The sequence below is a fragment of the Methanobacterium sp. SMA-27 genome, assembly GCF_000744455.1.
Lineage (GTDB): Archaea > Methanobacteriota > Methanobacteria > Methanobacteriales > Methanobacteriaceae > Methanobacterium_B.
The window spans coordinates 761387-773513 of the sequence record NZ_JQLY01000001.1 but is presented as its reverse complement, the minus strand read 5'-3'; the positions used below and the strand labels follow the sequence as shown (position 1 = coordinate 773513).

14 protein-coding genes are annotated in these 12127 nt (G+C 32.4%); 6 read left to right on the top strand and 8 right to left on the bottom strand.

The window, feature by feature from the left end; all coding sequences use genetic code 11:
* Positions 1–6: 6 nt before the first annotated feature.
* From DL91_RS03975 to DL91_RS03965, 3 genes are all read right to left on the bottom strand, one after another.
* Entirely contained in the window at positions 7–816 is an 810-nt protein-coding gene (locus tag DL91_RS03975; protein ID WP_156095952.1) for a HEAT repeat domain-containing protein, read from the bottom strand.
* A 109-nt stretch (positions 817–925) separates the two neighbouring features.
* Complete coding sequence (locus DL91_RS03970; RefSeq protein WP_052374127.1) at positions 926–1441, bottom strand: hypothetical protein; 516 nt, start codon at positions 1439–1441, stop codon at positions 926–928.
* Between the two features lie 29 nt (positions 1442–1470).
* Positions 1471–1848: a hypothetical protein gene (locus DL91_RS03965; RefSeq protein ID WP_048190337.1), complete on the bottom strand. Its 378-nt coding sequence runs from the start codon at positions 1846–1848 to the stop codon at positions 1471–1473.
* A 132-nt stretch (positions 1849–1980) separates the two neighbouring features.
* On the opposite strand from DL91_RS03965, the gene DL91_RS03960 reads away from it, so the two are divergent.
* Positions 1981–3738, top strand: a complete 1758-nt coding sequence (locus DL91_RS03960; protein WP_048190336.1) for a DNA-directed DNA polymerase — start codon at positions 1981–1983, stop codon at positions 3736–3738.
* Positions 3739–3925: 187 nt separating this feature from the next.
* On the top strand, positions 3926–4777 hold the full coding sequence (locus DL91_RS03955) for a prenyltransferase (RefSeq protein ID WP_081882595.1): 852 nt from the start codon (positions 3926–3928) through the stop codon (positions 4775–4777).
* A gap of 127 nt (positions 4778–4904) precedes the next feature.
* On the opposite strand, the gene DL91_RS03950 is transcribed toward DL91_RS03955, so the two are convergent.
* On the bottom strand, positions 4905–5150 hold the full coding sequence (locus DL91_RS03950) for a hypothetical protein (protein ID WP_048190334.1): 246 nt from the start codon (positions 5148–5150) through the stop codon (positions 4905–4907).
* 155 nt (positions 5151–5305) lie between these two features.
* Between DL91_RS03950 and rd the strand changes: the two genes are divergently transcribed.
* The 3 genes from rd (at position 5306) to DL91_RS03940 (ending at position 7789) form a co-directional block, all read left to right on the top strand.
* On the top strand, positions 5306–5467 hold the full coding sequence (gene rd, locus DL91_RS13085; RefSeq protein ID WP_081882594.1) for a rubredoxin: 162 nt from the start codon (positions 5306–5308) through the stop codon (positions 5465–5467).
* 576 nt (positions 5468–6043) lie between these two features.
* On the top strand, positions 6044–6742 hold the full coding sequence (locus DL91_RS03945) for a flavodoxin family protein (protein ID WP_052374125.1): 699 nt from the start codon (positions 6044–6046) through the stop codon (positions 6740–6742).
* 231 nt (positions 6743–6973) lie between these two features.
* Positions 6974–7789, top strand: a complete 816-nt coding sequence (locus DL91_RS03940) for an Fpg/Nei family DNA glycosylase (protein ID WP_048190333.1) — start codon at positions 6974–6976, stop codon at positions 7787–7789.
* 4 nt (positions 7790–7793) lie between these two features.
* On the opposite strand, the gene DL91_RS03935 is transcribed toward DL91_RS03940, so the two are convergent.
* The 3 genes from DL91_RS03935 to DL91_RS03925 all read right to left on the bottom strand — a co-directional run bounded on the left by DL91_RS03935 (position 7794) and on the right by DL91_RS03925 (position 9634).
* Positions 7794–8474 (bottom strand): MBL fold metallo-hydrolase, encoded by a 681-nt coding sequence (locus DL91_RS03935; protein WP_048190332.1) that lies wholly within the window; start codon positions 8472–8474, stop codon positions 7794–7796.
* Between the two features lie 42 nt (positions 8475–8516).
* Positions 8517–9002, bottom strand: a complete 486-nt coding sequence (locus DL91_RS03930; RefSeq protein WP_048190331.1) for a GbsR/MarR family transcriptional regulator — start codon at positions 9000–9002, stop codon at positions 8517–8519.
* 80 nt (positions 9003–9082) lie between these two features.
* Positions 9083–9634: a nitroreductase family protein gene (locus tag DL91_RS03925; RefSeq protein WP_048190330.1), complete on the bottom strand. Its 552-nt coding sequence runs from the start codon at positions 9632–9634 to the stop codon at positions 9083–9085.
* A 525-nt stretch (positions 9635–10159) separates the two neighbouring features.
* Here DL91_RS03925 and DL91_RS03920 point away from each other — a divergent pair.
* Positions 10160–10516 carry a hypothetical protein gene (locus DL91_RS03920; protein ID WP_048190329.1) on the top strand — a complete coding sequence of 119 codons (357 nt, stop codon included), beginning with the start codon at positions 10160–10162 and terminating at the stop codon, positions 10514–10516.
* Between the two features lie 142 nt (positions 10517–10658).
* On the opposite strand, the gene DL91_RS03915 is transcribed toward DL91_RS03920, so the two are convergent.
* Positions 10659–11687 (bottom strand): hypothetical protein, encoded by a 1029-nt coding sequence (locus DL91_RS03915; RefSeq protein ID WP_048190328.1) that lies wholly within the window; start codon positions 11685–11687, stop codon positions 10659–10661.
* Between the last annotated feature and the right edge of the window lie 440 nt (positions 11688–12127).

Genomic DNA, 12127 nt, shown 5'->3' with positions numbered 1-12127 from the left:
TAGCGGTTATAAATTAATTAAGGCATTTTTCGATGCTTTTTTAATTTCAGGATTATCAGTTTGTTCTAATTCATGAAGTGCAGTTATAACATCTGGTCTACTAATATTAATTTGACCTAGGGTTCTTGCTGACTCCCATATAATTGCAGCATCATAATTACTTTTTAATATACTTACCAATGGGGTTAATGCTTCTTCATTATGTTTAAATCCACTTAAAGCTCTTATTATTTTCCATAAACTAATTTTATTATCTGAATGTATTTCAAGGCCATCAATCATAACAGACAATGCACTTTTATCATCTGTCTTAGCTGCTATTCCCCCTATAGCATCAATTGCCTGTTGCATGATAAAATCATCTTGTTCTTCCATTACTTTGATTAGATAAGGTGTAGCTGGTTTTCCAATTTTTATAATGGTTCTTGCGGCCATATCACGTGCTAATGGGAAACTTCTCTTGTTAAAATATTTTTTTGGTAATTCAACTTCTTGATTCTTCCCAATTTGACCCAATAATTTGATTAATGGTGGAACTGATGCTTCACCCATTTTTCCTAACGCTTCAGACATGGCAATTCGTGGATAGAGTGCATTTTCTTTCTTCAAAGAAGCGCATAGATTTCTAATGCTCTTACTGTCCCTTTTATTTCCTAAAATAGTCGCATCAATTGTTCTTTTTTGAGGATTACTATCATCTAACATTTTGATTAAATGTTCTGTTGAAAATTCAGCATATGCTTTAAGATCTTCCGGTGAAATCTGTCCCCTTCTTTTTAGATCCAAATTTCTTTTCTCTTCAGAACTATTTATCATTAGTTTAACACCCTATTTTCTTTTAGAACACTGCTAAAACCACATATCTACAAACGATATCTTAATATAATTGGAAATTATTCTAATTAATTTATATTTATTGAAATTATTATAACATTCTAAAACTTTGAGGGGTCACAGTTTTCTTAGATTTCTGGCCACTGGCATCTGCAAAATCTATTGCTACCTGGTTTACTATTTCCATCATGTTATGGTATTTCAGTCTGGGTGTTATTTTGGGTTTGACAAGTATTTTGATGTCGCATCTCCGCATATCACTGGTGTAACTATTTCCTATCTGTTTCTTGTACTTTTCATCCAAAGTTGATATGTAATGATAGGAATAATCAGTTACCCTATTCGGGTCAAAAAGGTGTTCAAGTTCTTCTGTAATGTTGTTAAGCACACCCACTGCCAGGTTAAACTCTGCTATGTTGAAGGATTTGGTTTTCTTCATATTTGTGGAGTTGATCTGGTATAAACCATCTATATATTCCTTTATATCACCCTGCCATTTATGGAAGTCTCTGGTGGGGAAGACTAGAATGTCATCCCCACTTAGAAATATTTGTGGCTCGTACAACAATATCTTTCTTCTGTCCATGATGCCGTAGCTGTAACGCATATTATATCAGTCCATTAAAATTAGCAGAGTTAAATTGGAAGTTGTGATTGTGCTGGTACCTTCCTTTTAGATACTGCAACATTCTTCTCTAAACTTCCAACTGCATTGTATAGGCATGCATCAAGATAGCATTGTAATGGTTCTTTTTTCAATATTGCATCCATGTTCATATCCAGGATATGTACTCTACCCAGAATTTTTGGCCAGTATCCTATTAACTTCCATTCTTCACTTCTACACAGATGCAGATCAGGTTTATTAATATAGTCGATCTGTTCCCTCATAGATGTGTAAGTGCGATTGAATTCATCTCTGGTAAATAAAATGACTTCTTCACGTTCTTGGAACATTTCAGGATTATATAGTTCTGCAATTCTCCCTTGGGGTTCCCCTTCACTCATTCTCATATCTATTTTCACCTCCCCTACCGGGTTAATTACTATATCATCCAAAGGTCATGGAAATTGAGGTAGAGAGCATATGAGAAGTAATAATGATTTAAAAAGTATATAACCCACGCATAATAAATTAAATCTTATATGGAGACTAGACAATTCGTACTCTTAGACATTGATTACATCACCAAGAACCATGTTGCAGTGATAAGATTATTTGGCAGATTCATTGGAGAAAATGAAGGATCAATAATAGCCCTGGATAAAAGTTTCAGACCATACATATATGTTCAACCGCATGATATGGACAACTGTATAAATGATTTAAGTGAATTGAAGCTTCTTAAAGTAGAAAAACTCCAAAAAAGAGATAATGGGCTATTGAAAGATTTCCTTAAGGTAACCCTTAATCATCCCCAGGATATCTACAAGTTAAAAGATAAAATACTGAAATTGAAATCCGTTGAAAATATCAGGGAGTATGATATACCATTTTACCGCAGATATCTCATAGATAACGGATTATTCCCCATGAACACCATAGAAGCGGAGGGTAATGTATTGAATTCCACCCATTCCTCGCGTGGTGGAAAATGCTTATTTGAAATACATGGCGAACCTAAAAATCTAGAATCTGATTTAGAGGGACTCAATATGCTTAGTTTTAATATTGAAGCATGCAATCCCAAGGGCATGCCCCAGGTAAAGGAAGATCCCATAATCATGGTAAGCTTCTCAAGTAACCAGGGCTATCAGAAGATATTTTCCACCAAAAAATCGTCACTGGACTTTGTAAAAACCTTGCCCAGCGAGAAAGAGTTAATTGAAAGATATGTTGACACCATACAATCAGAAGACCCAGATATTATTCTCGGATACAATTCAGACCGTTTTGACTTTCCCTATATTAAGGAGAGGGCAGAGAAGTTGGGTGTACCCCTTAAATTAGGAGTTGATGGGTCATACCTTAGAATCACTAATAATGGCCTTAGAAATGCCACACAGATAAAGGGAAGAATTCATATCGATCTCTATTCCAACATGCACCGTAACTTGCCACTGGAGCATCATTCGCTGAAAAGGGTGTATAAAGAACTTTTTGGGAAGAATAAAATTGATATCCCCGGACACGAGGTATACACCTGTTGGAACGATGGTGGTGAAAAATTAGAGAAACTCTTTAGATATTCACTGGGAGATGTAATGGCAGTCACCGAAATCGGAGAGAAAATGCTGCCATTGAGTATGGAATTAACACGAATTGTTGGCCAGCCCTTATTTGATGTGGCTCGTATGGGCTCGGGAAAACAGGTAGAATGGTATTTAATAAGGAAAGCCTTTGAATACGGGGACATAGCACCTAACAAATTTGGAAATTATTTAAGAGATGTGGTGGGTGGCTATGTTGAAGAACCTGTTAAGGGATTACACACGAATATTTATTACTTCGACTTTAGAAGCCTCTATCCCAGCATAATAATTTCTAAAAATATTTCACCCGAAACACTGGTTGAATATGATAGTGAAGAATGCCACATAGCACCAGAATTCGGGTATAAATTCAGGAAATCTCCCCAAGGATTTATTCCATCGGTTGTCAGCGAAGTGTTAGAAAATAGAATGCAAATTAAATCTCTCATAGCAGAATCCACAGATTACAGAGAACGTCAGGTGTTAAATTATCAACAAAAAGCATTTAAAAGACTCGCCAGCACTATTTATGGACTTTACAATCACAGCACATTTAGATGGTACAGCATTGAGTGCTCGGAAGCCATAACTGCATGGGGAAGAGATTTTCTTCAGAAAACAATGAAAAGGGCTGAAAAACATGGATTCAAACCGGTATATGCTGATACTGATGGATTCTATGCTATACTCGATAGAGATGAGGATAACTAATGTAACAATTAGATAAATTAATCTTAAAATTTATTCCTTACATTTATTCATGTTTAAAGATTAAATTTATTTTACTGTAGGGCAATATAATTAGATTGGGGTATTTGAAATTACTATAAATTACAATAAGGATACTTTAAAAAAAATTATAGAATTAGGAAAACCTCAGTTCACCTTTGGTATTTTTATGTACTTTTTAATAGGAGCCCTATTTGCTCTTCTATTAAATGCACAATTCGTTTTATCTAAATTTATTTGGGGATATTTGATTCTGTTTATGGCCAGTATGGCTATCCATTATGCCAATGATTATTTTGATTTTGAAGTCGACCATTATGGCACTCCTACTACCTTCACAGGTGGAAGTGGTATCTTAGTTGAAAATCCAGAGTTAAGAGGAATATCAAAAAATTTAGCAATATTTTTTATTATCATATCCATAATTATTGGAGCATTTTTCACGGTTATTTATTCATATCCAATTTCATTCTTCTTGTTCGTGTTAGTTGGAAACGCTCTAGTATGGTTTTATTCCGCTCCTCCCATCAAATTATCATATCGCAGATTAGGAGAATTTGCAAATGCAATAAACGGCTTTATAATGCCCGCAATGGGTTATTTTGTTGTAATGGGTACAATTGATCTCCCATTCCTAATTTTCTCAATACCCTTTGTGTTTTTACAACTAATGTTTACTGTAGGAGTTGAAATTCCTGATCTGGAAGGGGATAAATTAGGCAATAAAATTACATGGACAGTAATTAAAGGACGTGAATTCAGTTTTAAATTACTTGGAATACTAGCAATACTAACCACAACTTCATTTATAGTTTTATCATTCACTAATCTATTTCCTCAAAGCATTAATTTTCTAATACTCGCCCTAATTTCAGTTATTTCATTAAGTTTAGGGATCGTTGCAATAATTAAAAGACCTATAGCTAAAATACCAGCTACAAAACTAGCCACACTCAATGTTGCAACGGTTTTCGTAGTTATAATCCTAGTAAATTGTTACTTCGTTTATGTATTAGCTTAATTGAATTACTTTCAATATATCCAATCATGCCTTTATAATCATTAAATTAAATGATTCCCATTCAAATCATCAAAAGAAGTAGCAGATTTGATATGTAGAAGAAGACAGGTTTATAAACACCCATATCCTACTCTTTTTTATTCCATTTTTCTACTAATTTTATTCCACGAGGAAGGATATTTACTTCAAAACCATCTAGATATGGCTCAATTGTTAGATATCTTTCTCCTTCTAAATAATTCGTGATAACAACTAATTCATCGGGTTTAATATCTAATTTTTCTTTTAAATCGTTATTATCTACCTGATATTTTGGATTTTCCTTATATGAATCATATAGAACTTTCAAGACTTCTTTATATTCTTCATCCATTTAAAATCCCCTCAAAATAATATTATTCCCCTAAAGGTTAATTAACTTTTCATAAAAAAAATCTTGGACAATATATTAATTTATAGAAAGACTACACTTTTCCAAAAAAAATTTACAAAAATAACTATGGAATAAAAAAATTGGGGAGATGTTAAATGAAAAAATATCAATGTTCAGGTTGTCAGTATGTCTACAATCCTGAAGTAGGAGACCCAGATCAAGGAGTAGCACCAGGAACACCCTTTGAAGATTTACCAGATGACTGGGTATGTCCATTGTGTGGGCTTGATAAAGACCTATTTGAAGAAATTAAATAAAATTCTCTTTTTTTATTTTTACTCAAACTTCCATGATCTTTTAGATGAATTTACTAAAATTCGACCTATGATCATCAATTAGAAATTTATCCAAAGAAGATAAAAATGAATCCTAACATAAAATTGTTATCTATATAAATCTTTTTTTTCTTGAAACTGGTTTTTGTAGTTTATATTATTATAATAATCTAAAATTACCCAAAACAAACCTAAATAAATTACCAATGTTCCCATAATCACTTTTATAAAATCCATCAAAATTACTCCTAATCAAGATTATAATAAATGCTTATATTTTCAATTAATTTATTGTAGATAACCATATTCGCATTCATTTTTACCTAATAAAAACATTAAATTTATACGAACGAACGTTAGTTTTATATACTATGCTGCATGATTACAATTAACGAACAATCGTTAGTATATTTTATGATATAGTAATTTTATTGAAATCAAAACAGTACATATTAAAAATTAGGGGTAAGGGGAAATTTAAATGAAGATTTTAGCAATTATGGGAAGTCCAAGAAAAAAGGTAACACCTATAAATTAACAAGAAAATTAGAAGAAGAGATGAAAGCTCTTGGAAAGGTTGAATTTGAATATTTATTCCTTCAAGATGTTAATCTAAAGCCATGTAAAGGATGTTTCGTGTGTATTTCAAAGGGTGAAGATCGTTGTCCCCTAAAAGATGATGATCGAGATGAAATTGTAAATAGGATTATGGATGCAGATGGTGTGATTTTAGCCTCACCAGTATATGTTATGCAGGTTACATGGCTAATGAAAATACTTGTTGATCGTCTGGCCTACCTATGCCACAGACCAGAGTTTTTCAAACAAAATGCCATTGCAATTTCAACAACCGGAGGAATAGGACTTAAAGAAACCCTTAATTATATTGGGTTGGTTGCAGGTGGATGGGGAATGAATATTGTAGATAAACTTGGAATTGAAACACCACCATGGCCCAAAACCTCCAGTTCAGACATGAAAAATATTAAAAAGATCCAAAAAACAGCAAAGATCTTCTACAAGTCACTTGAATCTTCTGAGCTTCCAAAGCCAAGTTTAATGGATTACATGAGATTTAGAATAGTTAAAGAAATGTCACGCCGTTTGAACGGATATTTACAGGCAGACTACCACTTTTACAATAAATTAGAAAATTACTATTACGATACAAAAATAAGTATATTTAAAAAACTAATGGGTAAAATAATGCTTAAAATAGGGTTCTACACAATGAGGGACAATTTTGTAGAAAAATAACTAAAAGAAAATGTAAAGTCCATATAATCGTCAGACCTATACGTAATTTACTATTCATGCACCATTGGAAAGCAACAGACTTAAAATTCTTTATTTTTATTTTTTAATCCCTTTATTGGTATTTGAGATTTATTCTTAATTTGAACTTTGCAAATATATTATTCTAACAGGAAAATTAATACATTGAGAAGGTAGATTAAATTATTTAATCATTGAAAATAGAGGGATTATATGGCAGAATTACCCGAAATTATGATATTAATCAGACAGATATCCAATGAACTCAAAGATAAAAAATTTGAATTTGTGGAAATAACCCAAGAAAAAAGTTTAAACATGGAAAAAGAGGATTTTGTAGAGAATATCCTATCTAAAAAAATTACCGGTGCATATAATAAGGGAAAATGGATATTTTTAGAATTATCTGGAAATTCTAATCTTTTGCTTAATCTTGGAATGGGTGCTGATATTCTGTTTTATAATACCAGGGAATATTTGCCTGAGAAGTATCAATACCGCTTTCAATTTAATGACCAATCAGGATTTACATGCAGGTTCTGGTGGTTTGGCCACGTAGAATTTGTTCCAACTCAAGAATTAAACGAACACAAACCCACCAGGGACATAGCACTTTCTCCTCTAGATCCCAATTTCACAAATGAATATTTCACCAAATTAATTAAGGGACGTTCCCAGATAAAAAACCTTATTTTAAACCAGGAAAAAATTGGAGGCATTGGAAACGTATATATACAGGATATCCTCTTTAAAGCTAAAATACACCCTCAAAGATTAGCAAATACTTTAAAACCGGGAGAAATAAATGATATTTACAAAATAATGGGGGAAAATTTGAAAAATGCCCTTGATAAAGGTGGTCTGGCATATGAGATGGATTTTTATGGAATTAAAGGAGGATACACCACTGAAGATTTCCTGGTGGCTTATAAAGAAGGAGAACCCTGCCCTGTTTGCTGTACCATCATTGAAAAGATAAAAACAGGCAGTACATCCTCTTACATCTGTCCACAGTGTCAGCAGCTGTGAAAAATTACCCAATTTCACTTTTAAGCTTATCTATGTACTCATCTAATTTTTTATTTGCGTCTGATGTGACAGGCGTTCCATGTCCAGTTAAAATCAAGTCAATATCCAGTTCACCCAATTTTTCAATGGATTTTTTATATTGTTCAGGTTCTGGTATTAATCTAGATCCTGGTCCTTTAATTTTTCCATTGGCATATTGAAGATTATCCCCTGTAAAGATCACCTTGTTTATAGGATTATAAAGACATATACTTCCAGGTGTATGTCCCGGGGTGTGAATCACCTGATAATCCCCTACATGGTCTCCTTCTTCAAGTATTATGTCTGGTTTCACAGGTTTGATCCTGTAGATAAAATTTAACAGCTTTATTAGAGGGACCATAAGTGCAGAACCTGCCTGAGATTTTTCATCTGTCAAATATTCTGCATCCTCTCCACTTATTGCAACCTTGGCTCCTGTTATCTTTTTAAGTTTATCCAAGCTTCCTGTATGGTCAAAGTGGTGATGTGTTATCACTATGGTTTTAATATCTTTAGGTTCATGATGAAGTTCCTTTTCAAGGTACTTGATGATTTTACCTGCATTTCCAGGCATTCCTGTATCAACAATGAATACTTCCTTGTCAAGAACTATGTAAAAGTTTGAAACTCCACTGAACTCGTAAATTCCATCTGCAACTTCCATTATATCTAAAACTCCTTAAATTTGCTTTTTAGCATTATCATTTTATTTTAATGCTTCACGGTTTTCAAGAGCTCTTATGAACTTTTTTGTTTCTTCTGACATGAAAAGGGTTTGTTTATAGTAATCCTTTATTATGGTCAGTTCTTCTTGAAATTCTTCGTTATCTTCGTATTTTTTGATTATTTCTGGGATTTGTTTAAGGGATGGTTCTATACTCTGCTTGTATCGTTTTTTCTGAAGTTCAATAAAGAAGGATGTTATGTCCTTGTCCATCACAACAAAGACCTTCCTGGATCTGGGTTTCTTGAACTTTTTAACCATCTGCCTTTCTTCCATACCCTTTATGGTTGTGCTGAGATTGGAAAGACTGTACCCTGTAATTTCTGAAAGTTCACCAAATGATATACCTTTTTTTTCAGTTTGAAGAACGGATATTAGTCTAGATGGAAAATCATCTAATCCTATTGCTTTGCATGATTCGTAGACTATTTCTCTGAATTCTTGTGTTGGAGAATCTTCATTTTTCATTTTTTTATTATCCCGAAACAATTTTCAATTTTTTGTGCGATTTTTAGTTGAAATAAATTTTTTTGATAATTATTTGATAATTATCTGAAGTACTTGAACACGTTCCTGTTTCTTTCTGGTGCTTCTGAATTTTCCCGTACCTTGTAGCCTAGTGCAACTCCGTAGTAGACTTCATGGTCATCGGGTATATCAAATTTCTTATAGGATTCTGGGTTTAGGAAGTAGAACTTGGCAAATCCAATCCAGCAGGACCCAATATCCATGCTTTCTGCTGCAAGCAGCATATTCTCAATTGCAGCTGAACAGTCTACCATTGGAGATATTGCATCTTTTCTTCCAGATATAATTACCACTGTGGGTGCCCCGTGGAATATGTTAAATCCTTCCATTGCCCCAAGTTTGGATATCCATTCAATGTCCATCTCTTTCATTGCTTCCTTGGCACCTTCGTTAATTTCATCTATAAGATCGCTGTTTTGTATTATGGTAAACTTCCATGGCTGGTCATTATGAGCCGTTGGTGCGTATATAGCTGCTTCAAGAATGTCTTCAAGTTCCTGGTCTTTAATCTGGTCTGGAAGGTATTGTCTCACACTTCTTCTATTTTTTATTGTTTCTATTGTTTGATTCATTTTTTTATCCACCTAAACTATTTTAAGTTTCAGAACTTTCTGTATATTCTGAAAGTTAAAAATAGTATTGTTTCATGATTTATAAAGTTTTTGATCTGTGGGAAATAATTGGGATTATTCCTAGTGTATTGCTAACTATATCTAACCTGAGAAAATGTTTTAATTTCAAAAGATGATGCTATAAATCAGATAATACTGGTTGTAAATTGAATCATAAACAATAGGGTTTAAAATTATTAGACCTACCTTTGATTTCATGAGTTATGACCTGTGTGTAAATATGAATAATATATAATATAACCAAAAAAATGGTATAATCTGGACATTGTATAGAAATTATTAATATTTTTTTTAATTATTTTACTATTTTTGAAAGGAAAATATTGATTTGGATAACAAAATTTATTAATCATACTGATCTAAATTGTATTAGGATGCATTAAGGTGGTTTAATTTGCAGGAATAATAAAAATTAATATTATTGAATTATTTGGTATTAATTATTGGGGGATAGGTGAATTATAAATGCTTGCTAAATTGCCTGAACAGCAAAGGAAATCCAGAAAATCGGATTTAAATAATAATGTAAATACTAAATTAGCGGGATTGACAGTAGTTTTAATTATTATGTTAGGAGCAACTGGCGGATATTTACTGCTTCCATTATTACCAAGCGCACAACCCGCAGATATATCAATGAATTTAGCCACAAATAACACGACTTACACTCCTGCGTCTTCAACACCCACCAATGTACAGGACACTACAAAGTCTGATAAGAATAAAACAAAAACCTCAACACATACAAATACTGCTAAAATCAACAATACCTCTCCAAAGACTGTTAAAACAAACAGTGTAAGTAAATCCAATAACATATGAATAAGAATTAAACTCTAATTTAATAATGACATTCTATTTAATAGATTGAGTTATTTATCTATCTTGTTAGTTTTTAAAAAAAATATAAAATTCCTGAATGGGTCAATTTTTATTTAACATCCAGGTGGACTATATTATTTAATTACAGGTTCAGTTTCTTGGTTACACCAGTTACTAGATCCTTCATGTATATTGAATAATGGTTAGATGAATCAATCTGATTCCATATAATATTTGTACCTGAAATATCTGGGAATACAGATATATTTGGTGTACCAATTTTACTATTTTTTCCACTACCAAGATTTTTATAGTATAATGATGAAGTATATGGTTCAATATTTCCTATAGCCATCCAAACTACTCTTGTACTATCTATTGCAGCTATAAATAATGTATTTGTAGAACTTGCGAGTTTTGATGTGAATCCTGTTGCTAAATTTTTGTAGTAAAGAGTATTGACACCGGACATATCTATCTGCATCCACACAACCCTTGATCCTGAAATAGAAGGGAACATCTGTAGGTTTGTTGATGCTACGAGTTTACCAACATGTCCAGTTAAAAGGTTTTTCATGTAGATTAGTGGTTGACCCGATGAAAGTGTCTGTTCCCATACAACTTTGGTTCCGGAAATACTGGGGGATTCCTGATCATATGATGATGCATATAATTTACCTATAAAAGTTGTTGCAAGATTTCTCTCATAAATAGCATTGTATTCCGGTGCTATGTTCTGCATCCAGACTATTCTAGTACCTGAGATTTTAACTTCACTCTGATTTAATGACGATTGGAATACTCTTCCTCCTGCTCCGGTTGCTAAATTCTTATAGAAAATTGATGATCTGTTGGAGGAATCATACTGTTCCCATACAACTCTAGTACCTGAAATATCAGGGTTATCAAGGATTTGTTTTGAAGAACATACTTTGGATTTAAATCCAGTTGCAAGATTTTTATAATAAATAGAAAACCCTGATGAATCTGTCTGTACCCAGGTTATCCTGCTCCCATCTATGGCTGGATTAAATTGGCCAATATCATCTGCTGATTTAACTATTTTAACCGTGCTAACATGACTTGTTTGGGTTGTTGCTGCTGATGCTGCCCCGCAAAAAATAAATGCAACCCCCAATGTAATCAACAAAATTAATATTTTACTTTTCATTTTCTTTGCTCCAAATAAATTCCCCAAAATTTATTTTAAAGATATATTTTTTATTTTGAAATTCCAAAAAAAATGTTTGAATATTTTTTTAAATTTACTATTCATTGGAGTTTAATTCACTTTAAATGAGATATGAATGTTAATTATATTGTTTTAATCACATTTCATATAATTTTAAAGTACAACTAAATGTAACTTATTGATTTTTTGAAATTTCCCTTTAATCATAATAATATTGATAATACTATTTATATTTTAATCTAAATCCATATTCAAGTTTATATTATTTTGATAAATAATAAATACAATTTAACTTCCACTTAAATAGTGATCCACTAAAAATTCCTGAAAAATTTTAGTATTCTATCTATAATATGTCCAAGAACTTGGAAATTTAGATCTGATATGATGATGAAAAAAATACAACCCACTTATGGGCT